20 protein-coding genes are annotated in these 23,241 nt (G+C 70.4%); 5 read left to right on the top strand and 15 right to left on the bottom strand.

Features of this window, described 5'->3' with window-relative positions:
- Positions 1-14: 14 nt before the first annotated feature.
- Positions 15-2,525, bottom strand: a complete 2,511-nt coding sequence (locus tag CCZ27_RS15725) for a sensor domain-containing protein (RefSeq protein ID WP_096449696.1) — start codon at positions 2,523-2,525, stop codon at positions 15-17.
- A 182-nt stretch (positions 2,526-2,707) separates the two neighbouring features.
- Between CCZ27_RS15725 and CCZ27_RS15720 the strand changes: the two genes are divergently transcribed.
- Complete coding sequence (locus CCZ27_RS15720) at positions 2,708-3,577, top strand: peptidoglycan DD-metalloendopeptidase family protein (protein WP_096449694.1); 870 nt, start codon at positions 2,708-2,710, stop codon at positions 3,575-3,577.
- A gap of 18 nt (positions 3,578-3,595) precedes the next feature.
- On the opposite strand, the gene CCZ27_RS15715 is transcribed toward CCZ27_RS15720, so the two are convergent.
- The 13 genes from CCZ27_RS15715 to CCZ27_RS15655 all read right to left on the bottom strand — a co-directional run bounded on the left by CCZ27_RS15715 (position 3,596) and on the right by CCZ27_RS15655 (position 15,589).
- Positions 3,596-3,832, bottom strand: coding sequence for a hypothetical protein (locus tag CCZ27_RS15715; protein WP_096449692.1), 237 nt, complete (start codon positions 3,830-3,832; stop codon positions 3,596-3,598).
- A 49-nt stretch (positions 3,833-3,881) separates the two neighbouring features.
- A complete protein-coding gene (locus CCZ27_RS15710; protein ID WP_096449690.1) occupies positions 3,882-5,501 on the bottom strand; it encodes an MFS transporter in 1,620 nt (539 codons plus the stop codon).
- A 55-nt stretch (positions 5,502-5,556) separates the two neighbouring features.
- Positions 5,557-6,006: a universal stress protein gene (locus CCZ27_RS15705; protein WP_096449688.1), complete on the bottom strand. Its 450-nt coding sequence runs from the start codon at positions 6,004-6,006 to the stop codon at positions 5,557-5,559.
- Between the two features lie 78 nt (positions 6,007-6,084).
- Positions 6,085-7,599: a tripartite tricarboxylate transporter permease gene (locus CCZ27_RS15700; RefSeq protein ID WP_096449686.1), complete on the bottom strand. Its 1,515-nt coding sequence runs from the start codon at positions 7,597-7,599 to the stop codon at positions 6,085-6,087.
- A gap of 4 nt (positions 7,600-7,603) precedes the next feature.
- Positions 7,604-8,056 (bottom strand): tripartite tricarboxylate transporter TctB family protein, encoded by a 453-nt coding sequence (locus tag CCZ27_RS15695; RefSeq protein WP_157748607.1) that lies wholly within the window; start codon positions 8,054-8,056, stop codon positions 7,604-7,606.
- Positions 8,057-8,095: 39 nt separating this feature from the next.
- On the bottom strand, positions 8,096-8,548 hold the full coding sequence (locus tag CCZ27_RS24025) for a PaaI family thioesterase (protein WP_198363143.1): 453 nt from the start codon (positions 8,546-8,548) through the stop codon (positions 8,096-8,098).
- Positions 8,549-8,612: 64 nt separating this feature from the next.
- Complete coding sequence (locus tag CCZ27_RS15685) at positions 8,613-9,965, bottom strand: 3-hydroxyacyl-CoA dehydrogenase (RefSeq protein ID WP_096449682.1); 1,353 nt, start codon at positions 9,963-9,965, stop codon at positions 8,613-8,615.
- Positions 9,966-9,976: 11 nt separating this feature from the next.
- A complete protein-coding gene (locus CCZ27_RS15680; protein ID WP_096449681.1) occupies positions 9,977-10,765 on the bottom strand; it encodes a crotonase/enoyl-CoA hydratase family protein in 789 nt (262 codons plus the stop codon).
- Positions 10,766-10,791: 26 nt separating this feature from the next.
- A complete protein-coding gene (locus tag CCZ27_RS15675; RefSeq protein WP_096449678.1) occupies positions 10,792-11,760 on the bottom strand; it encodes a PDR/VanB family oxidoreductase in 969 nt (322 codons plus the stop codon).
- 99 nt (positions 11,761-11,859) lie between these two features.
- Complete coding sequence (locus CCZ27_RS15670) at positions 11,860-12,843, bottom strand: tripartite tricarboxylate transporter substrate-binding protein (protein ID WP_096449676.1); 984 nt, start codon at positions 12,841-12,843, stop codon at positions 11,860-11,862.
- A 52-nt stretch (positions 12,844-12,895) separates the two neighbouring features.
- Positions 12,896-14,134, bottom strand: a complete 1,239-nt coding sequence (locus tag CCZ27_RS15665) for a Rieske 2Fe-2S domain-containing protein (RefSeq protein WP_096449674.1) — start codon at positions 14,132-14,134, stop codon at positions 12,896-12,898.
- A gap of 52 nt (positions 14,135-14,186) precedes the next feature.
- Positions 14,187-15,182 carry an amidohydrolase family protein gene (locus CCZ27_RS15660; protein WP_096449672.1) on the bottom strand — a complete coding sequence of 332 codons (996 nt, stop codon included), beginning with the start codon at positions 15,180-15,182 and terminating at the stop codon, positions 14,187-14,189.
- 20 nt (positions 15,183-15,202) lie between these two features.
- The gene (locus CCZ27_RS15655; RefSeq protein ID WP_096452663.1) at positions 15,203-15,589 is read right to left on the bottom strand and encodes a RidA family protein; all 387 of its coding nucleotides are present in this window, start codon (positions 15,587-15,589) and stop codon (positions 15,203-15,205) included.
- Between the two features lie 590 nt (positions 15,590-16,179).
- On the opposite strand from CCZ27_RS15655, the gene CCZ27_RS15650 reads away from it, so the two are divergent.
- Entirely contained in the window at positions 16,180-17,253 is a 1,074-nt protein-coding gene (locus CCZ27_RS15650; protein ID WP_157748606.1) for a porin, read from the top strand.
- 344 nt (positions 17,254-17,597) lie between these two features.
- Here CCZ27_RS15650 and CCZ27_RS15645 read toward each other — a convergent pair whose 3' ends face one another.
- Positions 17,598-18,347, bottom strand: a complete 750-nt coding sequence (locus CCZ27_RS15645) for a GntR family transcriptional regulator (protein ID WP_096449668.1) — start codon at positions 18,345-18,347, stop codon at positions 17,598-17,600.
- 344 nt (positions 18,348-18,691) lie between these two features.
- Here CCZ27_RS15645 and CCZ27_RS15640 point away from each other — a divergent pair, with 344 nt between their 5' ends.
- The 3 genes from CCZ27_RS15640 to CCZ27_RS15630 are packed head-to-tail and all read left to right on the top strand — an operon-like array spanning position 18,692 to position 23,192.
- Entirely contained in the window at positions 18,692-20,830 is a 2,139-nt protein-coding gene (locus CCZ27_RS15640; RefSeq protein WP_232516441.1) for an acetate--CoA ligase family protein, read from the top strand.
- A 12-nt stretch (positions 20,831-20,842) separates the two neighbouring features.
- Positions 20,843-22,030, top strand: a complete 1,188-nt coding sequence (locus CCZ27_RS15635) for an acyl-CoA dehydrogenase family protein (RefSeq protein ID WP_096449664.1) — start codon at positions 20,843-20,845, stop codon at positions 22,028-22,030.
- Between the two features lie 28 nt (positions 22,031-22,058).
- Positions 22,059-23,192, top strand: a complete 1,134-nt coding sequence (locus tag CCZ27_RS15630; RefSeq protein WP_096449662.1) for an acyl-CoA dehydrogenase family protein — start codon at positions 22,059-22,061, stop codon at positions 23,190-23,192.
- Positions 23,193-23,241 lie beyond the last annotated feature (49 nt).

Genomic DNA, 23,241 nt, shown 5'->3' with positions numbered 1-23,241 from the left:
CATGCCGGCCCGGCTCAAGCGGTCGACCGGTTCCAGTCCGTCACCCACTGCATGACGCCGTCGGCGGGAATCGGCCGGGAGAGTCCGTAGCCCTGGGCGAGGTCGCAGCCGAGCGCCTTCAACTGCTCGATGTGGGCGGGCGTCTCGGCGCCTTCGGCGATCACCAGGCGGCCGAAGGCCCGGCCCAGGCCGATGATGCCCTTGACGATGCTGAGGTCCGCCTCGCTGTCGAGCATGGTCAGCACGAAGCTGCGGTCGATCTTGAGCACGTCGACCGGCAACTGCCGCATGTAGGTCAGCGACGAGTAGCCGGTGCCGAAATCGTCGAGCGAGAACAGCACGCCCAGCTCCCGGCACTCTTCCAGCCGGCGGCAGACCCGGGCGAAGTCCGAGATGCGTGAGGTCTCGAGGATCTCCAGCGTCAGCAGGTGCGGCTCGGCCATCGCGTGGTGCTGCAGCGCGGTGCGCAGCATGGGGACGAAATCATCGCCGAGCAGATGGTCGGCCGACACGTTGACGCTGACCGGCAGCCTGAGCCCCTGCGCGTGCCAGGCGCACTGCTGGCGCAGGGCCTCGTCGATCACCCAGTCGCCGACGCGCGTGTCGAGCGGGGTGCCGCTCAGGGCTTCGATGAACTCGCCCGGCGGGCGGATGCGGCCGTCGGGCAGGCGCCAGCGGATCAGCGCCTCCACCGACCAGACGCGGCCGCTGCGCAGGTCGAGCTTGGGCTGGTAGAAGAGGCGGAATTCGCCGTCGGCCAGCGCCCGTTCGGCCGCCTGCAGCAGGTCGGCGCGCACCCGGCTGATGAAGCCTTCTTCGCGGTCGAAGACGACGTAGCAGTTGCGGCCGCGTTCCTTGGCACGGTAGAGGGCCTGGTCCGCGTAGCGGATGAGTTCGTCCGCCGACAGGTCGAGTTCCGGATACAGGGCGACGCCGATGCTCGCGCTCAGCGCGATCTGCTCGTCCTGACGCAGGGAGAACGGCGTGCGCGCGAGTTCCATGACGCGGTGGATCAGCTCCAGCGCCTCGTGCCTGTTGCGCAGGCCGGTGAGCAGCAGCAGGAATTCGTCGCCGCCGACGCGGCCGATGGTGTCGTGGCCCCGCAGCGCGTCCGCGAGCCGTTCGGCGAACCGCGTCAGCAGCAGGTCGCCCACGCCGAAGTCGTGGTTCTCGTTGATCTGCTTGAAGCGGTCGAGATCGAGATAGCAGATGGCGACCAGTTCCTGGTGGCGCTTCGCATGCTCGATGGCGATGTGCAGGCGGTCGCTCGCCAGCCGGCGGTTGGGCAGCCCGGTGAGGGGGTCGTAGTAGGTGGCGCGGTCGAGTTCGTACTGGTGCTGCTTCACCTCGGTGATGTCGCGGAACACGCCGATGTAGTTCTCGGGCTGGCCCAACTCGTCCAGCACCGCGTCGATCGACAGCAGTTCGGGGTAGATCTCGCCGTTCTTGCGCCTGTTCCAGATCTCGCCGCGCCAGCGGCCCTTGAGCCGGAGGTCGCTCCACAGCGCGCGGTAGAAGTCGGGCCCCTGGCGGCCGGACTTGAGCAGCGAGGCACGCTGGCCGATGGCCTCCTCGGCGCGGTAGCCGGTCAGGCGGCAGAATGCCTCGTTCACCTCCAGGATGCGGGCATTCGGGTCGGTGATCATCACCCCCTCCTGGGTGGAGGAGAACACCTTGGCGGTGAGCTTGAGCTTGGCGCGCTGGCGTTCGGCCTCCGTCGCATCGAGCAGGAAGCCGTGCCACAAGGTGCTGCCGTCGGCCAGCCGCTCCGGCGTCGACACGCCGTCGATCCAGATCTCGCCGCGCGTCGGGTGGAGCACGCGATAGCGGTCGCGCCGCACGCCGAGCCGCACGGCCGACTCCGCGATGCCCGCGCGGACGCGGTCGCGGTCGTCCGGGTGGATGACCGCGAACACCGGCGCGGCATCGTCGGCGACGTCGGCCGGCGTGCAGCCGTAGATGAGTTCGATGGTGTCGGTCGCATAGGGAAAATGCGAACTGCCGTCCGGGCGCAGGCGGTACTGGTAGAGGCTGCCGGGCAGATGCGTGGCGAGGCGGCGGAAACGCTCCAGGATCTGGTCGCGTTCCGCCTCGGCCGCCTTCTGCCGCGTCAGGTCGGTGTGCGCGCCGAACATCCACTGCGGCCTGCCGCCCTCGTCGCGCGACAGCAGCCTGCCGCGGTCGAGTACCCAGACCCAGTGGCCGTCCTTGTGGCGCAGGCGGCATTCGCACTCGTAGCGGTCGGTCTTGCCGCGCCAGTGCCGCTTCAACTGCCGGCCGGATTCGGCGAGATCGTCGGGGTGCGCCAGTGATTCCCACAGCGTGATGGTGGCCGGCTCGAGTTCGGCCAGGGTGTAGCCGACGGTGCGCGCCCATTCGTCGGCGATGCGGATCTCGCCCGTTTGCACGTTCCATGCCCAGGTGCCGATGCCCGCGCCGTGGATCTGCAGCGCCGACAGGCGGTAGTCATCCGGGAGTTCATGCAGGGGCGGCGCATCCCACGGCGCGGGCAGGGAACGGGGCATCGCGGGGGCTCCTGTTTCCGCAAATCGATTTCGCGCAAAACATAGGCCCAAAATGGGCAATTGCCAAGGAACTTGGTCTCGCACGGCGCGTGCGCCGTTCTCGCCGGACGGGCACCGGCGTACTTGCCGCGGGCGCGGAAATCGATTCTCATCATCGCCCCGCCGGCACAGAATGGGGCCCCATGGCCTGCCTCTTCCTCCACCGCTCTCCGTGGCGCGGCATCGCAGCCGCGCTCGTACTTTCCGCCGCCTGCCTCTCCGCGCCGCATGCCGGCGCGCTGGAGCTGCCGCGCGCGCGCAGCGTGCCGGGCGGCGTCGCCATCGTCGATCTCGGCACGTCGGCTGCGGCGCCGCAGGCCATGCTGGACGGAGAGCCGGTGCTGGTGGTCGGCGAAGGCGGCCGGTGGCAGGCGGTGGTCGGCATCCGGCTCGACGCCGGGCCGGGCATGCGCGAACTCGTCGTGCGGCACGAAGGCGGCGCCGAGGCGCGGCTGCCCTTCGCCGTCGGCCCGGTGCGCTACGCCGAGCAGCGGCTGAAGGTGGCGCCCGGCAAGGTGGACCTGTCCGCCGAGGATCTCGCGCGCCATGAGCGCGAGCGCGAACACCTGGCCGCGGTGGCCGCCACCCGCAGCGATGCGCCGCCCGCCTCGCTGCGCATGCGCCCGCCCGCCGACGGGCGCCGCTCCAGCTCCTTCGGCCTGCGCCGCGTCTTCAACGGCCAGCCGCGCAACCCGCACAGCGGCATGGACATCGCCGCGCCGGCCGGAGCGCCGGTGGTCGCGGCGGCAGCCGGGCGCGTCATCGACAGCGGCGACTATTTCTTCAACGGCGGCACGGTCTGGCTCGACCACGGCAGCGGCCTGCTGACGATGTACTGCCACCTGAGCGCGGTCGACGTGAAGCCGGGCGACCTCGTCGCCGCCGGCCAGCGCATCGGCGCGGTCGGCGCCACCGGCCGCGCGACCGGCCCGCACCTGCACTGGTCGGTCAGCCTCAACCGCGCGATGGTCGATCCGGCACTGTTCCTGGACGAAGGCGGCGGGCGAAAATAGCCCGGACCGCCCGGCGCCTCACTTGCCCAGGGTGTCGATGCGGAACCGCATCTCGGCGATGGCCAGTGCCAGCGCCTTCGCCGCGCCATCGCCGTCGCCCGGGCGGTCGGGGTAGTCGGTCCATTCGCCGTAGCGCAGTTGCCAGCCCGCGGGCGCCGGATCTTCCCGCCGGACGATGTGTTCGGGCACCTCGAAGGACCGGCCGGCGGCGGTGGTCACGGTGCGGTAGCGGAGCGGTATGTCGGCGCGGCTCATGTCATATCCCCTGGTGGCTCGGCCCTTCGCCGCCCTGCGGCACGGGCCGCTAGACGGTGGATTCCAGCAGGTAGCGGTTGACCGCCGGCGGGGTGTCGCCGAGGTGGAAGGCGAGCTTGCGCTGGCGGAGGGCGACGTCGGCCGAGGTCACGCGGTCGAAGCGGCGCAGGTGCTCGATCCAGGATTCGTCGACCACCACCTCGACGAAGCGCCCCGGGGTGTTGAGGTCCTGCAGCAGTTCCCACGACAGGGCGCCGTGGCGCAGCCTGCTGCGGCGGCTTTCGTTCATCAGGGCGCGGAATTCGGCGGCCCGCGCGGGGTCGATGCGGTATTCCACCGTCGTCATCACCCGGCCCGAGGGCGGCGGTGCATTGGCGATCGGCGGGGGGAAGGCGTGCGACGGCGTGAGGTCGTCCTTGAACCCGAGGTCGGGCATCAGGCGATGGGCCAGCGCCATGCATGCGAGGCCGCTCACCGCCGCCACCGACAGGCCGAGCGGCACGCTGCCCAGGGTGGCGACCTGGCCCCACAGCGCTGCGCCGAGCGCGCTCGATCCCATCACGGCCATCTGCAGGATGGACATGCCGCGCGCGCGCACCCAGGCCGGCAGCCCCATCTGCGCCGACACGCTGAGCGAATTGGCGGTGGTGATCCAGGCGCCGCCGCAGACCAGCATCGCCAGGGCGGCGATCCACTCCTGCGTGGTGTTGCCCACGACCAGCATGGCGCCGGACAGCAGGATGCCGCTGCCCAGCACCAGCGTGTCGCGCGCGTGGCGCAGCCGCAGCCGCGGCAGGAACAGGCTGGAGGCGATGGCGCCGCAGCCCATGGAGGCGATCAGCAGGGTGAAGGTGCCGGCGTCGCCGCCCTCGATGCGGCGGGCGATCAGCGCGAGCAGGGCGAGCAGGGCCGAGGTGTGCAGGAAGAAGATCGCGGTGCGCAGCATGACCCCCTTGAGGTGGTAGGACTGCCCGACGTACTGCATGCCCACCCGCATCGCGCTGAACAGGCGTTCGCGCCCCAGCGGGTCGGGCTTGTGCTGGTAGCGCCAGCGCGCGATGGTGACCGCCGCGAGCAGCGACAGCACCGCGTTGAGCAGGAAGACCCAGGCGCTGCCGGCGCCGGCGATCAGCGCGCCGGCGGCGATGGGGCCGACGATGCGCGAGGTGTTCATCGCCACGCCGTTGAGCGCCAGCGCGGCGGCGAGCTGCGGTCGCGGCACGAGGTCGGGCACGATGGCGGCGAACACCGGCATGCGCATCGCCAGCCCGATCCCGTTGGCGAAGGTCAGCGCCAGCAGCAGCGCCGGCGACAGCGAGCCGAAGAATGCGAGCAGGCACAGCACCAGCGCGACGACGGCCACCCAGACCTGGGTCGCCAGCAGGTAGCGCTGGCGGTTGAGCATGTCGGCCAGCGCGCCGCTGGGCAGGCCGAGCAGGAACACCGGCAGGGTGGCGGCGGTCTGCACCAGCGCCACCCAGATGGGCGTGTCGGTCAGCGAGGTCATCATCCACGCCGCGGCGACGTCGTTCATCCACATGCAGACGTTCGCCACCAGCCATGCCGACCACAGCATGCGGAAGGCCGGCAGCCGCAGCGGCGCCAGCGGGGAGAGGGCGTCGGCGTGGGGCGCGGCGTCGCCCGGCGGCGCGGGATCGGGATGGTTCATGCTTCGGGCGTGGGGCGGGCGAAAGGCGCGGGGCAGGGCCTGTGCCCGGGGTGGATCAACGATACACCAGCACCGGGACCTTGCAGTGGGTCAGCACCTTCTGCGTTTCGCTGCCGATCAGCAGCGCCTGCAGGCCCTTGCGTCCGTGGGAGGCCATGAAGATCAGGTCGCAGCCGAGGCGTTCGGCGGCGGCGATGATGGCCTGGTGGGGGCTGGCGCCGGTCTCGGTGACCGCGGCGGCGGCCAGGCCGCGCGCCTGCGCCTTGTCCAGCGCCTGCGCGATGATCCTGCGGCCGGCCTCGGTCTCGTGGTCGACGAATTCCTGCTTGCGCTTCATGTCCACATGGCCGGACTCGGTGAAGTCGGTGACCGGGAACGGCGGTTCCGGCATGACGTGGATGAAGGTCAGCGCGGCGCCGGTCAGCCGGGCGAACTCGATGGCGTTGTCTTCGGCGACGTGGGAGATGCCCGAGCCGTCGGTCGGTACGAGGATGTGCTTGAACATGGGCTTTTCCTGGGCCGGGCGCGGGCCCGGCGAATCGGTGGATGGGTGTGGGGCCAGGCTTGCAGCGGCTGCCGGGCCTCAGTCTTCCTGGAAGGCTTCCTCGCGCCGCCGCGCCCACATCGGCGCCATCATCGCCGCCAGCATCAGGACCGCCACCGCCAGCAGCGCGGCGCTCAGCGGCCGGGTGACGAACACCGTGGGGTCGCCGCGCGACAGCGTCAGCGCGCGCCGCAGGTACTCCTCCATCATCGGCCCCAGCACGAAGCCGAGCAGCAGCGGCGCGGGCTCGCAGCCGAGCTTGGAGAAGGCGTAGCCGAGCACGCCGAAGATCGCCATCATCAGCACGAGGAAGGCCGAGTTGGAGACGCTGTACACGCCGATCGCGCAGATCGCGAGGATGGCCGGGTAGAGGAGGCGGTACTTCACCGACAGCAGCTTCACCCACAGGCCGATCAGCGGCAGGTTGAGGATCACCAGCAGCAGGTTGCCGACCCACATGCTGGCGATCAGCCCCCAGAACAGCGCCGGGTTGGCGGACATGATCTGCGGGCCGGGCTGGATGTTGTGGATGGTCAGCGCGCCCACCATGATCGCCATGATGGCGTTGGCCGGCAGGCCCAGCGTCAGCATGGGGATGAAGGAGGTCTGGGCGCCGGCGTTGTTGGCCGATTCCGGGCCGGCGACGCCTTCAATGGCGCCGTTGCCGAAGCGCGACGGGTCCGGCGAGATCTTCTTCTCCAGCATGTACGAGGCGAAGGAGCCGAGCACCGCGCCGCCGCCGGGCAGGATGCCGAGCACGGAACCGAGCGCGGTGCCGCGCAGCGTCGCCGGCCAGGCGCGGCGGAAGTCCTCGCGCGTGAAGTGCCACAGCTTGAGCTTCTGCTTGCCTTCGGTGAAGACCTCGCGTTCTTCCTCGCGCGTCTCCAGGTTGTTGATGATCTCGGCGATGCCGAACAGGCCCATGGCGACGACCACGAAGTCGATGCCGTCCATCAGTTCGGGGATGTTCAGCGTGAAGCGCTCCGTCCCGCTCTGCACGTCGGTGCCGACCAGGCCCAGCAGCAGGCCGAGGATGACCATGGCGATGGCCTTGACGATGGAGCCGCGCGCCATCACCACCGCGGCGATGAGGCCGACCACCATCAGCGCGAAGTACTCGGCCGGCCCGAAGGTCAGCGCCAGCGTCGCCAGCGGCGGGGCGAAGGCGGCGATCAGCAGCGTGCCGACGGTGCCGGCGAAGAAGGAGCCCAGCGCCGCCGTCAGCAGCGCGGTGCCGGCGCGGCCGCGGCGGGCCATCTGGTAGCCGTCGATGGCGGTGACCACCGAACTCGTCTCGCCGGGCAGGTTGACCAGGATGGCGGTCGTCGAGCCGCCGTACTGCGCGCCGTAGTAGATGCCGGCGAGCATGATCAGCGCGGTCGTGGGTTCCAGGCTGTAGGTGAGCGGCAGCAGCAGTGCGATCGTCGCCACCGGGCCGAGGCCGGGCAGCACGCCGACGAGCGTGCCGATCAGGGTGCCGATGAAACAGTACAGGACGTTCTTGACCGTCAGCGCGACCGAGAACCCGAGCGCGAGGTTGGAGAGCAGTTCCACGATGTCACTCCTGGCCGGAGACCGGCCACATCGGCATCTGCACGCCGAGGCCGTAGTGGAAGACGGCCGCGCACAGCACCGTCACCGCGGCCGACAGCACCAGCGTCTCGCGCCACGAATATTCCGGGCGGGCGGCGCGGCTGACGGCGCACATCGCCAGCAGGGTCAGCAGGAGGCCGGCGCGGGGCAGCAGCACCGAGAACAGCACGATCGCCAGCGTCAGGCTGGCGAGCGGCCGCCAGGCGATGCGCAGCTCCTCGCCGCCTTCGCTGCGCCGGGCGGCGAAGGCCACCAGCAGCCCGAACGCGATCAGCAGGAAGCCGAGCACGCGCGGGAAGTAGCCGGGGCCCATGCGCGCCGCGCTGCCGGCCGGCAGGTCGGCGGACAGCAGCAGGGCGAGCACGCCGAAGGTGGCGAACATCGCCCCCGATATCAGGTTGACTCTGTCGGTTTTCAATTTGTCTCCTTTCCCGTCGCTTGGATGCGGGATGTCTCGTTATCTGTCGGGCCGTACCTGCGCCGCGGCCTGGCGGGGGCGGCGCACCATGCAGACCGCCGCCGCGCTGGCGACGAGGGTGTCGCCCTGCCAGATCTCGCCGCGCACGTTGCAGATGTTCGCGCCGCGCCGCTCGAAGCTGGCCCTGCCGTTCAGCGTGCCGACTCCGGCCGGCGCGAGGAAGGAGGTGTTGAGGCTGAGCGTGGCGCAGAAGGCGCCCGGCTCCAGCGTGGCGGTGACGAGGACGGCGGTGACGTCGTCGAGCATCGCGCCCAGCATGCCGCCCTGGATCTGGCGGGCCGGGTTCTGGAAGGCTTCGCTGCCGTCGAACTCGACGGCGAGCGTGCCGGCCTCGAGATCGAGCGCCAGGATGCGGCGGCCCAGCAGGCGGGTGATGGGCGCGCGTTCGAGCAGCGCGACGAGTTCGGCGGGGGGCGGGTTGTTCGCTTGCACGATGATGTCTCCAGTGTGGCGGCCGGCGGCGCGCGGCCGGTGCGGGTGGGCGCGCCGCCGCGCCTCAGGCGGGCGTGGCCTGCAGGTCGGCGAAGCGCCTGCCCTCGCGCACCAGGCGTTCCAGCAGCGGCGCGGGCTGCCACCAGAAGCCGTCGCGTTCGTGGAAGCGCCGGATGTCGGCCAGCACGTTCTCCAGGCCGATGCGGTCGGCCAGGTACATCGGGCCGCCGTGGTGTTCCGGGAAGCCGTAGCCCGTCAGGTAGGTGATGTCGATGTCGCTCGGGCGCAGCGCGATGCCCTGTTCGAGCAGCTTCGCGCCCTCGTTGATCATGCCGTAGAGGCAGCGCTTGATGATCTCGTCCTCCGGGATCTCCCGCCGCACGATGCCCATGCGCGCCGATTCCGCTGCGATCCAGGCTTCCAGCTCGGGGTCGCGGTGCGGCGTGCGCCCGCCCTCTTCGTAGCGGTACCAGCCCTTGCCGGTCTTCTGGCCGAGGCGGCCGATGTCGCACAGCTTCATGATGAGGTCGTTCCAGCGGCGGTCGGCCGGGCGGGTGGCCATCTGCGCCTTGCGCGTCTGGTAGCCGACGTCGTTGCCGGCCATGTCGTGCACCGCGAAGATGCCCATGGCGTAGCCGAACTTCTTCAGCGCGGCATCCACCTCGTGCGGCAGCGCGCCGTCCTCGACCAGGAAATGCGCCTCGCGGGTGTAGTTGCGGAACAGCGCGTTGCCGATGAAGCCGGGGTAGATGCGCGCCAGCACGGCGATCTTGCCCATGCGGCGGCCCAGGTCCATGAGCGTGGCGACCACGTCGGGCGCGGTCTTCGCTGCGCGCACCACCTCCAGCAGCTTCATGACGTGGGCGGGGCTGAAGAAGTGCGCGCCGACCACGTCCTGCGGGCGGCCGGTGACCGCGGCGATCTCGTCCACGTCCAGGCCGGAGGTATTGGTGGCGAGGATGCAGCCGGGCCGGGCATGGGCGTCGAGCCGGCGGAACACGTTCTTCTTCAGCTCCATGTCCTCGAACACCGCCTCGATCACCATGTCGGCATCGCGCACGTCGGCGATGTCGATCGAGCCGGTGATCAGTCCGAGGCGCTGCGCCATGTCCGCCTCGGCGAGCCTGCCGCGTTTCACGCTGCCGGCGTAGTTGTCGCGGATGCGCTGCAGGCCGCGCTCCAGCCCTTCGGCGTTGGCGTCGACCAGGGTGACCGGGATGCCGATGCTGGCGAGCGACATGGCGATGCCGCCGCCCATGGTGCCGGCGCCGATCACCGCCACGCGGGTGACGGGGCGCAGTTGCAGGCCGGCGGGCAGGTCGGGGACGTTCGCCGCCTCGGCGGCGGCGAAGCGGGCGTGATCGAGCGCGCGGCGGCGCTCTTCGTCGGTGACGGAAAAGAGGTCTGTGGCGTTCATGGCGGGGTCTCTCAAGCCTGGTTGTCCTGCAGGCGCCGGGCTTTGCCGTCGACGAATTCGCGCAGGCGGGCCTCGGCCTCCGGCGGACGGGCGCGGGCGGAGTTGAGCTGCTCGACGAACAGGCCGTCGTCGTGCGACATGTCGTGGATGCGCGGCAGCACGTTGATGATCATCCAGTTGGTCTCGACGCTGTTCTTCGCCACGCGCGCGGCCAGTTCCCCGGCCTTCTGCAGCGCCTCGCCGGCGGGCACGACGTAGCGCACGACGTGTTCCTGCAGGCCCTCGGCCGCGGTGAGCAGGCGGCCGGTGAGCATCATGTCCATCATCACGCTGGTGCCGACCACGCGCTGGATGCGCACGGTGCCGCCGCCGCCGACGAAGATGCCGCGCTGCCCCTCGGGCAGGCCGAACGTCGCCGTCTCGTCGCACACGCGCAGGTGGGCGGCGGTGGCCAGTTCCAGGCCGCCGCCGACGACCGCGCCGTGCAGCGCGGCGACGAAGGGGATGGGGCCGCGGGCGATGAGGTCGAACACCTCGTGCCAGTTGTGGCGGCGGCGCTTGCGCGGCGGCTTGATCTGGCCGGTGGCGCGGGCGAGCGCCTCGGCGAGGTCGAGCCCGGCGCAGAAATTGCTGCCGTGGCCGAACAGCACCGCGACGTCGGCTTCTTCGTGCGCGCGCAGCACGGCGGCGCGCAGTTCGTCGATCAGCGGGTCGTTGATGGCGTTGCGCTTGTCCGGGCGGTTGAGCCCGATCAGGGCGATGTTGCCGTCCAGTTCATAGGTGATCAGCGGTTCGTTCATGGTGTGGATTCCGGAATGCGTGGGTGTCAGAGGTCGAGCAGCAGGCGGGCGCTCTTCGCGCCCGAGCAGCAGACCATCATGCGGTCGTTGGCGGCCTGTTCGTCGGCGCTGAGCACGAGGTCGCGGTGGTCGGGAACGCCCTCCAGCACGCGCACCTCGCAGGTGCCGCAGACGCCTTCGCGGCAGGAGTAGGGCGGCTCGATGCCGGCGTCGATCAGGCTGTCGAGGATGGTCTGGCCGGGGTGCACCTGGATGCGCTTGCCGGCGCGCGCCAGTTCGACGACGAAGCCGCCCTCGGTCGCCGCCGCCTCCCTGGCGGCGAAGTACTCGCGGTGCACGCGCTGCGGCGGCAGCCCGGCGGCGGCCTTCTCGAAGGCGTCGAGCATGGGCAGCGGGCCGCAGCAATAGACGTGGGCATCGGCCGGCAGCCCGCGCACGATGGCGGCGATGTCCATCATCGCGGCGCCGGGCTCCTGGTCGAAGACCAGGCTCACTTCCGCACCGGGCTCGTCGCGCCAGCCCTGCAGCAGGTCGAGGAAGGCGGCATGGCGGCGCGTGCGCGCCGCGTAGTGGAGCTGCCAGGGCATGCCCAGCGCGCGGGCGCGGGCGATCATGCTCAGCATCGGCGTGATGCCGATGCCGCCGGCGATGAAGACGCTGCGCGCCGCGTTCTCGTCGAGCGGGAAGTTGTTGCGCGGCGGATGGATGCTCAGCGTCTCGCCGGCGCGCAGCGTCTCGTGCATGTAGCGCGACCCGCCGCGGCTGGCGGCATCCTTGTTCACGCCGATGACGTAGCGGTGGCGCTCGTGCGGCGCGTTGAGCAGCGAGTAGCTGCGCGTCAGGCCGCTCGGCAGCAGCAGGTCGATGTGGGCGCCGGCGGTGAAGGCGGGCAGTTCCTTGAGCGGCGGCATCGGCACCAGCTCGAAGCCGAGGATGCCCTCGGCCTCGAAGCTGACGGCCCGCACGCGGGCCTGCAGGATCTCGGGAGTGTTCACGGTTGTCCTCGTGACGTGGTTTGGTTGCGCGCGGACGGGCGGGCGCGGCGGCTCCTCTGCCGCCGGCCGCTGCCGGCGGCGCGGGATGCGGCGGCGGACCTATTCGGGCTTGAAGCCGGAAGCCTTGATGATCGGCTCCCAGGCGGCCAGCTCCTTGCGCTGCTCCGCGGCCATCGCCCCGGCATCCAGGTAGCGCGGCACGACCGCCAACTGGGTGCGCAGGTGGTCGCCCACCTGCGGACGCGCGAGGATGCGGGCGAGCGCCTGCTGCATGCGCTCCAGCTCGGCCCCGGGCGTCTTCGCCGGCGCCCACATCGCGGTCCAGGCTTCGCCCAGGGTGACGTCGTAGCCCTGTTCCGCCAGGGTCGGCACCTCGGGCAGCAGCGGCGAACGCTTGTCGCTGAAGATGCCGAGCAGGCGCAGCGTGCCGGCGCGGTGCTGGGGCGCGAGCGATTCGATGAGCGCGACGCCGGCCGGGATATGGCCGCCCAGCAGGTCGTTCATCATCGGCGGCGTGCCCTTGTAGGGCGTCGGCTGCAGCTCGATGCCCGCCACCTTGGCGAACTGCACGCCGAGGAAGTGGGTCTGTCCGCCCATGCCGGCGGTGCCGAAGCTGGCCTGCGCCGGGTGGGCCTTCGCCCAGGCGACGAATTCGCGCGCATTGCCGACCTTGAGCGCGTTGCTCGCCGCCAGCCCGATCGGGTAGGAGACGAGGCCGGCGACGGGCGCGAAGTCGCGCCACAGGTCCCACCTCAACTGGTGGCCGAACACCAGGGTCTGGAAGGTGGGCGTCGCGTTCGGCGCGATCATGTAGGTGAGCCCGTCGGGCGCCGCCTTCGCCAGCGCGTCGGCGGCCAGCCGCCCGCCGGCGCCCGGCTTGTTCTCGACGATCACCGGCTGGCCCAGTTCGGCGCGCAACTGTTCGGCGAAATAGCGCGCGATGGCGTCGGTGCCGCCGCCGGCCGGCAGCCCGACCAGGATGCGTATCACCGCCTTGTCGCCGCCCTGCGCCTGCAGCAGCGGGCTGGCCGTCGCCAGCCCGAGGCCGATGCCCAGCGCCAGCAGCGCCTTTCTTCGCGTCATCGACACGATGCTGTCTCCTGTTGTTTGTTGTTGTCGTTGTTCCGGCGGGCCTTCAGGCCGCTTCGGCGATGCTGCGCCAGTCTGAGCCGGGGGGCAGCACGCCGCCGACCGACCTGACCTCGGTGTAGTCGAGTTCGGGGCTGGAGGCGATCGTCGGCGCCTTGCCTTCCTGGAACTCGCGCACCGCCTTCAGCAGCAGTTGGCGCAGCCGGATCACCGCGCCGTCGGCCGAGCACAACTGCTCGTCGGTGCGGTCGTAGACCGGGCCCTGGCTGAGGAACATGGCGAAGTCCTCGGTCCCCAGGTGCTGCGGGAAGCCGGTCTGGTGGCCGCGCTTCATCAGGTCGCGGTTCTGCCCCCAGTTGTCCTTCGCCTCGCCCGGCGGCAGCGGCGGGAAGTTCCACACGTCGGGCGAGGCCGACATCACGGTCATGCCCAGGTCGCGGTGCTGGTTGAAATGCACGAACCACGCGCGGTGGGTGACGTCGTCCACCGGGGTGGAGAAGAACACGGTGGTGGGGCCCTTCTCGTCGGGCGGACAGATGATCCCGTACCACGGCATCACGAAGTTGTTGATGCGCACGTAGATCGAACTGTCGGCCAGCGGGCGGATCGCGGCGTAGCGGTAGCCGTAGGGGCGTTCCTCGAATTCCAGGCGCGGCGCCAGCGACTTGGTCATCAGCATGCGCTGGTTGCCGCCGCCGGCGGTGAGCTGGGTGGTGGATTCGTGCAGCACGCCGACGTGCGAGGAATCCATCGACGCCTCCACGCCCTGCAGCCAGTTCGTCGGCACCTCGACGCTGGTCACCGAGCGCTGCGACTGCGGCAGGTCGACGAAGGGCAGCTCGGGGAACTTGGGCGGCGTGTCGCCCTGGCCCAGCCACACCCACACGATGCCGCCGCGGTCGGCGGCGGTGTAGCGGTTGACGCGCACGTGCTTGCAGAACTGCTCCTGGTTGCCGGTGTGGTTGGGCGCCTCGACGACCTCGCCCTTCACGTTCAGCTTCCAGCCGTGGTAGATGCAGCGCAGGCCGCCGTCCTCGTTGCGCGCCAGCGCCAGCGACGCCTTGCGGTGCGGGCACTGCTCGTCGAGCACGCCGACGCTGCCGTCGGTGGCGCGAAAGGCCACGTAGTTCCTGCCCAGCAGGCGCACCCGGACGGGCGCGCCGTCCGCTTCGAGCTTGCACGACGGTACCGCCGGCAGCCAGTAGTGCTGGCGGATCATCTCGCCCATCGGCGCGCCGTCGGCGACGCGGGTGAGCAGGTCGTTTTCTTCCTTGGTCAAAGGCATGGAGGTCTCCTCGGTTCTGTTGATCTGTCGCCGCGAACCCGCGGACGACGGCCTACTCCTTGGGGAAGGCGCGCCGGTAGACCCGGCGACTGTTGTTCTCGAAGACGTCGGCGCGCTGTTCGGCCGACAGCCATTCAATGCTCTCGATCACCGGCTTCATGTCGTCGTAGTCGCGTCCGCTGACGGGGTCGCGCGCGCTGCCGGTGCCGGGTTTCTCGGTGCCGAACAGCACGTTGCGGGTGCCGGCGACTTTGAGCAGGAGGTCGATCGCCTCCTTGCTGTAGTTGCAGGTGTCGAAGTAGAGCTTCTTCAACTGCTCGTCGAAGGTTTCCTTTTCGCCCCTGCGCACGTTCCACGAGCGGAAGCGGCCCATCTGGTAGGGGATGGCGCCGCCGCCGTGGGCGACGACGATCTTCAGCTCCGGGAAGGCTTCGAAGGTCTTCGCGCCGAGCAGCGACACGATGGCGATGCTCTCCTCGTTGATGAACTTCAGCGTGTAGGACTCGCGCGCGCAGCAACTGCCGGCGGAGTGGATGAGCCCGGGCACGTCGAGTTCGACCATCGCCTGGTACAGCGGGTGCCAGAACGGATCGCCCAGGCCCGGCGGGGTGGGGCCCTCGCCTTCGGTCGGGTCCGGGTTGATCAGGCAGCCGATGAAGCCCAGTTCGGTGACGCAGCGCCTCAGTTCCGGGACGGCCCTCGTTTCCGGGGACTCGTTCATGTACTGCGGCAGGCCGGCGACGCCGCGGAAGCGGTCCGGGAACATGGCGACGACGCGCGCGATCAGGTCGTTGCAGTGGCGCGACCACAGTTCGGTGACCTTGGCCGGCTTGACCGAGTGCATCTGCAGGTAGGGGCGCGGCGACAGGAACTGGATGTCGGTGCCGACCGAATCCATCGTCTTCACCAGTTCTTCGGCGACCTTGCGCACCGATGCGTCCGGGACGTTGGGCGTGGTGTGGGGGTTTGCGCGCCCGCCGACGAGTTCCGCCATGAAGCGGAAGCTCTCCGGCGGCATCACGATGTGGGCGTGGGAGTCGATGATCATCGGTTCTGTCTCCTGATCGATTATTGGATGACGGCCATGAATTCGAGCTGCAGCCACATGCCGTGCTGCAGGTCGTGGATGAGGACGTGCCGCGCGGGCCGGTCGGCGGGGTCGGGGAAGCAGCGCAGCCATTCGGCATTGACGGCCTCGCGCACCGAGTCGTCCCTGGCGTAGATGGTCAGCCTGACGACGTCGCCCGTCGTCGCGCCGCCCGCCGCGAGCAGCGCCTCCATGTTGCGGAAGGCGTTCTGCGCCTGGGTCCGGGCGTCCCCGGGCAGCTTGCCGGAGGACGCATCCTTGCCCGAGATGCCCGACGAGCAGAGCACGGCGCCGACTCTCGCGGCCTGCGGGATCGGGGCGTTGTGCGACAGCCCGGGAACGTCGATGGAACGGGGAATACGGGGCATGGCGTGTCTCGCAGCGTACTGGATGGCGGAGTCCCCGCCGGCGCCGGGCGCGATGCCGTCGACCGGTGGGGTGCAGGCGAATATATACATCGATTCTCTTGTGGTGTGCAATAGTTTTAAAAATAAATACCACGAACAGGCATTTTCGCTGCACTGCACCACCTGGTTTCCGCATCCGCCTCGTCGTCCGCGCAGCGCGGCACATCCGCTTCCATCGCCGCGCATAGACCGGCAGACGCGGTGCCCGTTTCCCCCTCTCCGGCTCCAAGGCCCCGCCATGAGCAGCTTTCCGGGCAGCGTCGCCGAGCGGCGGAACGGCTTGCCGCCACCGGCTGCCGCGCCGCCGCGGGCAGGCCCGGCGGTGCCGTCCGGCGGTCCGGCGGCGGCACGGCCTGGATGATCGTGTGCACCTCATTTGGAAGGGTGGATGCCAAAATTTAAAAACTGGTATGTACAAAATGTAAATGTGTACGCCACAATCGCGCCGCAAGCTGAATCGACCTTGCAGCAGGTTCCGGGCGGTGTGGGCGGGTCCGTGGCGACCGTCGCCCGGCACCGGCCGGATCGACATCCAGAAAAAGGAGACAGGTGTGCAGAAGAAAACGAATCGTTTCGTCCCCCTGGTGGCCGGCGGAGTGCTTGGCGCCGCGATGCTGCCGGCGGCGGCGCAGAGCAACGTCACCATCTACGGCGTGGTGGATGCGGCAATGACGAGGACCACCGGCGGCGGCTACAACCAGACGGCCATGGACGGCCGCGGCATCCTGCAAGGCAGCCGGCTCGGCTTCAGGGGAACGGAGGATCTGGGCAACGGCCTGAAGGCGCTGTTCCAGCTCGAACAGGGCCTCAACGTCGACACCGGCACCGCGCCTCCGGGGGCTCCCGCCGGCGAGAGCTGGGCCTTCCAGCGCCAGGCGTGGGTCGGCCTCGGCGGCGCCTGGGGCACGCTCGGGCTCGGCCGGCAGTACGCGCCGGGCTATGCCACCGCGCGCTTCGACATCCTCGAAGGGTCGGGGCTGTATAGCGCCCGCGGCTGGCTGACCTCGGTCGGCGGCTACACCATCAACCCCGGCTCCCCGGCGCGCTGGTCGAACTCCGTGCGCTACATGTCGCCGGACCTGAGCGGCTTCTCGTTCGAGGGCATCTACTCCAACTACAACAACGAGGACCCGGCCAGGACGCGCCATCCGAGCGGCGACGACCGCTGGGCGATGGGCTTCGGCTACGCGAAGGGGCCGGGCGAGATCGGCGTGGTCTACCACAACGTGGGGGTGGGTGCCGGCGTCGAGGACACGAGGGAGTTCTTCATCGGCGGCTCCTGGGACTTCGGCTTCCTGAAGGCGATGGCGACTTGGCAGCGCAAGGATGCCGAGGTCCGCAGCGGCGACAACCGGCTGTGGTCGGTCGGCGTGGTGGTGCCGGTGCTGACCTCGAGCGCCTTCCACCTGGGCTATGCCTCGCTCGACGTGAAGGGCAGGGACAACGACTCGAACTCGCTGTCGACCGGCTTCGTCCATAACCTGTCGAAGCGCACCGCGCTCTACGCCATCCTCAACCGCATGCATCACGACGACCTCGCGCCCAACCTGTCGGGCATCGAGCAACCCATCCAGCCCGGCGAGACCGCCAGCACCTGGGCGCTCGGCGTCCGTCACAAGTTCTGACGGCGGCCTCGCCCGGCATGCCCGCCGGCGCGCTTCCAGCAGGGGCGCGCCGGCGGGCGTGGCCGTTCCGGCGTGCCGCGGCAGCCTTCGTCCGGCCGCGGCGAGGGCGTGGCTTCGCCGCAGGAGCCGGCGTGCGGGAGCGGGATGGAGTTGTGGGATGTACCGCCGCTCATGCGGAGCGTCGCCGGGCGGAGCGTCGCCGGGCGGAGCGTCACCGGGCGGGTCGCCGCCGAGCGGACCGCCGTCGCGGTGCGCACGGTCGCGGCCGGCCGGCCGCGCTTCGGCGCCGGCGCTTCAGCCAGGCGGTTGCCGTGGCGGGAGATGATGCGTTGCGGCGCGGGCCTTCAGCGGTCGTGCGAATCCGACTCGAAGAAGCTCTCCGGCAGGCGGGCGAGGAATTCCGAGAAGCCGGTGGAGCCGGACGGGACGTGCTGCGCCATGCTCTGCGCCGCCTGGGCTTCGTCGCCTTCCTGGATGGCGCGCGCCACCTTCAGGTGTTCCTGCAGCGACTTGCTGATCTCGGCCTTGGTCTGGAAGTCCTTGGTGCGGTAGCGCTGTATCTGCCGCCGCGCGTTGCGGATCAGTTCGGCCAGGTAGGCGTTGCGGCTGCCGCCGTAGATCACTTCGTGGAACTGGTTGTTGGCGACCCCGTACTCGGCGGGGCTGCCCTGCACCGCCGCTTCCTGGCAGCGCTGCAGGGCGTCGTCCAGCGCCCTGCGCATGTCGTCGTCGATGCGCCGCGCCGCCAGCTTGGCGCACAGCGATTCGAGTTCGCCCACCGTTTCCATGATGGCGCGCACCTGGCCGATGGACAGGCGCCCGACCGTCACGCCCTGGCGCGGCGCGATGCGCACCAGGTCGCGCGCGGCGAGTTGCTGGAGCGCCTCGCGCACCGGCGTGCGCGACACGTCGAAGCGGGCGGCCAGGGCGCGTTCGTCGAGCGAGGCGCCCGGCGGCAGCCGGCCCGACTCGATCTCCTCCTGCAGCGTGGCACGGATCTCGTTTGCCCTCCCGCCGCGGCCGCGCGTTTCGGCGGACGGGGAAGGGGGCGGGATCTCCTGGAGGGCGGAAGTGGTGTTCGGGTTCTTTTCCATGGTGGCCGAAGTATATACATGGCGGAATTTTGCGCGCAAGAAGATGCGTCTGATACACCACGCGGCAGCAGGTGCATGCCGGTTTTTTGCGCCCGGCGGCGCGCAGGGCATCGACGGGCAACGGCGCCTTGCCGAAATTGAACAGACGAATCAATGGATTGTGCGTCGCCGCCGGGCTGCCGGCCATGTTTATTTCAGAGGCGATAGTGGATACCAATAAAAACTTGTGGCGTATTGATAAAGCTATTTTTGTATGCCAGAATCCGTCTCAACAATAATCAAGTGCTCCGGCAACCGCCCTGCACTGCACCAGACAGGAGGATGTGTACGAAATGAGTGTTTCCGTGTCCGGCTCCGTCCGCGAGCCCCTGCCCGTCGGCCGCATCCTTGCGCCGGCCTCCATCGCCATCGTCGGCGCCTCCGCCGATCCGCGCTCCTTCGGCGGCTTCGTGCTCGCCAACCTCGAGCGCTTCGGCTACGCCGGCGAGATCCACCTGGTCAGCCGCAGCAGCAGCGAGATCAACGGCCGCGCCTGCGTGAAGACGGTGGACGAACTGCCGGAAGGCATCGATCTCGCCGTGCTGGCGATCCCGGAAGCGGGCGTGCTCGACGCCGTGCGCTCGCTCGCCGCGCGCAAGGCGCATGCGGCGATGCTGTTCGCCTCGGGCTATGCCGAAGCGGGCGAGGACGGGCGCGCCAGGCAGGACGCGCTCGCCGAACTGGCGCGCGCTGCCGGCCTCTTGCTGGTCGGCCCCAACTGCATGGGCTTCACCAACCTCGCCGCCGGCATCCCGCTGACCTTCGAGCCGCTGCCCGCGCGCGAACGCGAACTGCGCCCCGGCGTGGGCGTGGTGGCGCAGAGCGGCTTCATGGCCGCCAACCTGCGCGAAGCCTTCCTCGGCCGCCGCCTGCCGACGACCGCGGTGTTCTCCACCGGCAACGAGGTTTCGGTTGGGATCGAGGACGTGCTGGCGCACTACATCGCCGATCCGCAGACGCGCGTCGTCGCGGTCTACGCCGAGCAGATCCGCCGCCCGCAGCTCTTCCTGCGCCTGGCGGCCTCGGCGCGCGCCGCCGGCAAGCCGGTGGTGCTGCTGATGCCGGGCCGCAGCGCGCGTGCCCGCGAGGCCGCGCAGTCGCACACCGGCGCGCTGGCCGGCGACCATGCCACCGCCGTCGCGCAACTGCGCAGCGAGGCGGTGGTGGTGGTCGATTCGCTGGACGAACTGGTCGACACCACCGCGATCCTGCTCCGCTTCCCGGTGCCGCCGGCCGGCGGCACCGGCTTCATGACCGGCTCGGGCGCGATGAAGAACCTCGCGCTGGATTTCTGCGACGACCTCGGCCTCGACCTGCCCGTACTCGCCCCGGCGACGGTGGCGAAGCTCGAGGCGATGCTGCCCGACTACGCGGTGGCCGAGAACCCGCTCGACTACACCACCATCGGCGTGCGCCAGCCGGGGCTGATCGGCGAGGTGCTGCTGACCATGCTCGACGATCCGGGCATCGGCAACATCGTGCTGGCGATCCCGGTCGGCCCCGAGGTGGCGCAGCGCGACAAGGCCGGGCACATCGTGCCGGTGGTCGCCCGCGCGACCAAGCCGGCGGTGCTGGTGCTGACCGGCGACACCAGCCCGATCGAGCCCTTCTTCGAGGAGGCGATCGAGGCCAGCGGCGTGCCGATGTTCCGCTCCGCCGACCGCGCCCTGCGCGCGCTGGGCAATGTGGCCGCCTACGGCGAGGCCCTGCAGCGCGCCGCGCGCGCGGTGGCGGACGGCGCCGGTGCGCTGCCGCTGCCGGGCGCCGTGCCGGCCAACGGCATCTTCGCCGAATACCAGGGCAAGGGCTGGCTGGCGCAGGCAGGGCTGGCGGTGCCGGCCGGCGGGCTGGCGCGCAGCGCCGACGAGGCCGCCGGCATCGCGGCGCGCATCGGCTATCCGGTGGTGCTGAAGGCGCAGGCGAGCGAGCTGCCGCACAAGAGCGACGTCGGCGGCGTGCTGGTCGGCCTCGCCGACGAGGCGGCGCTGCGCAGCGGCTGGGACCGCCTGCACGCCAGCGTCGCCTCGCACCGCCCGGAACTGAAGCTCGACGGCGCGCTGGTCGAGGCGATGGGCCCGCGCGGGCTGGAACTGGTGGTGGGCGCCAAGCGCGACGCCGACTGGGGGCCGGTGGTGCTGGTGGGCCTGGGCGGCATCTGGATCGAGGCGCTGAAGGACGTGCGCCTGGTCCCCGCCAGCATGGCCGAGGAAGACATCGTCGTCGAACTCGGCCGCCTCAAGGCGGCGAGCGTGCTGCGCGGCATCCGCGGCGCGGCCGGCGTGGATCTGCCGGCCATCGCCCGCGTGGTGGCGCTGATCGGCGCCCGGATGCGCGCCAATCCGCAGATCACCGAGATCGACATCAACCCGCTGGTGGCCTATCCCGCCGGCTCCGCCCAGCCGGTGCTCGCGCTCGACGCGCTGGTCGTGGCCGTCAGGGACTGAGGAGCCAGGCCGATGAAACTGGAATTTTCCGCAGCGGACGAAGCCTTCCGCCTCGAGGTGCGCGAGTTCGTCCGCACCCGCCTGCCGGCCGACATCAAGCGCAAGGTCGAACTCGGCCTGCGCCTGGAGCACGAGGACTACGTCACCTGGTTCCGCATCCTGGAGGAGCGCGGCTGGATCACGCCGGGCTGGCCGGTGGAGCACGGCGGCCCGGGCTGGAACCACGTGCAGCGCTACATCTTCGACGAGGAAACCCTGCTCGGCGGCGCACCGCGCATCATCGCCAGCGGCATCCAGATGCTGGGGCCGGTGCTGATCGCCTTCGGCAGCGAGGAGCAGAAGAAGAAGTACCTGCCCGACATCCGCCACAGCAACACCTGGTGGGCGCAGGGCTTCTCGGAGCCGGGCGCCGGTTCCGACCTCGCCGCGGTGCGCACCAGCGCGGTGCTGGAGCCCGACGGCGAGCACTTCGTCGTCAATGGCCACAAGGTGTGGACCTCGTACGCGCAGTGGTGCCCGATGATGTTCGCGCTGGTGCGCACCGATCCCGCCGCGAAGCCGCAGGAGGGGATCTCCTTCCTGCTCATCGACATGGCCTCGCCCGGCGTCGAAGTGCGTCCGATCCGCATGCTGGAAGGCGGCGCCGACCTCAACGAGGTGTATCTCGACAACGTCCGCGTGCCGGCCGGGAACCTCGTCGGCGAACTCGACAAGGGCTGGTCCTACGGCAAGTACCTGCTCGGCCACGAGCGCACCGGCATCGCCGGCATCGGCTCATGCAAGCAGCAACTGGCGCGTGCGCGCAGGATCGCCGCGCAGCAGGGGCTGGACGGCGATGCGTTGCTGCAGGCGCGGCTGGCCCAGTTCGAGATCGAGCTGATGGCGCTCGAATTCACCGCGCTGCGCCTGCTGAGCGCCAACCAGCGCAGCCGCATGCCGGCGGTCGAAGCCTCGATGCTGAAGGTGCGGGGCACCGAACTGCGCCAGGCGATCTACGAGACCCTGGTCGACATCGCCGGCCCCGACGCGGTGCCGTTCTCGCCCGAGGTGCTGGAGCTGGCGCACCTCGGCGAAGGCGTCGTCCCCGAAGAACTGGTCGCGCTCGCCGCCAACTGCCTCGATTCCAGAAAGATCACGATCTACGGCGGCACCAGCGAGGTGCAGCGCAACCTCATCGCCCGCGCGGCGATGGAAGCCTGACGGCGCGCCGCCACCACGAGGACATGCGATGGATTTCTCCCTGAACGAAGACCATCTGGCGCTCGCCGACGCGGTGCGGCGCTTCTGCGATGGCGAATATCCGCTCCAGCACCGCGGCAATCCCGAAAGCACGGACGAGGCCGCCCGCCGTCTGGCCGGCATGGCCGAAATGGGCCTGCTCGGGCTGCCCTTCCCGGCCGCGTTCGGCGGCGGCGAGCTGGGGCCGGTCGAGATCATGCTCGCAGCGCGCGAATTCGGCCGCTGCCTGGGCGGCGGCCCCTTCCTCTCCGGCGTGGTGATGGCCGGGCAGTTGCTGGCCCGCCTCGGCTCGGACGCGCAGAAGGAGGCGTGGCTGCCGGCGCTGGCGCAGGGTTCGCTGCAGGTGGCGCTGGCGGCCTACGAGGACGGCGCGCGCTACGACTGGCAGAGGGTCGCCACCCGCGCCGTGCCGGCCGCCGGCGGCTACGTGCTGCACGGCCGCAAGTCCCTGGTGCTGAACGGCGACGCCGCCGGGCTGCTGCTGGTCGTGGCGCGCACCTCCGGCGAGGCCGGCGAGCGCCGCGGCCTGACGGTGTTCGCCGTCGATGCCGGCACGCCCGGCCTGGCCGTGCGCGGCTTCGACACGCTCGACGGCCGCCGCGCCGCGCATCTGGCGCTGGACGGCGCCGCCGTCGGCGCCGATCGCGTGCTCGGCTGCGCCGGCGAGGCGGCGGACGACATCGAGGCCGTCCTCGACGCCGGCGCCGCCGCGCTGTGCGCCGAGGTCGTCGGCGCGGTCGAGGCGCTGATGGAGCACACCGTCGAGCACCTGCGCACGCGCAAGCAGTTCGGTGTGCCGCTGGCCAGGTTCCAGGTGCTGCAGCACCGCGTCGCCGACATGGCCATCGCGCTCGAGATGCTGAAGTCCATGGACTGCGCCGCGGCGATGGCGCTGGCCGGCGCCGACGCCGCCACCCGCCGCCGCATGGTGTCCGCGGCCAAGGTGCTCGCCAGCCAGCAGGGCCGGCAACTGGGCATGGCGGCGATCCAGATGCACGGCGCAATGGGCATGACCGACGAATGCCGCGTCGGCCACTACGCCAAGCGATTGATGGTGATCGGCCAGTTGCTCGGCGACGCCGGCCACCACCTCCGGCGCTTCGACGCACAGCGGCAGAACTGAGCGCGAACGCTTCCGACACACCACCCAGAGCAGAACGAAGGAGACACCC

The organism is Thauera sp. K11, assembly GCF_002354895.1.
GTDB lineage: Bacteria > Pseudomonadota > Gammaproteobacteria > Burkholderiales > Rhodocyclaceae > Thauera > Thauera sinica.
Note: the sequence above shows the minus strand (reverse complement) of the source record. Positions and strands in the feature narration are given on the sequence as shown.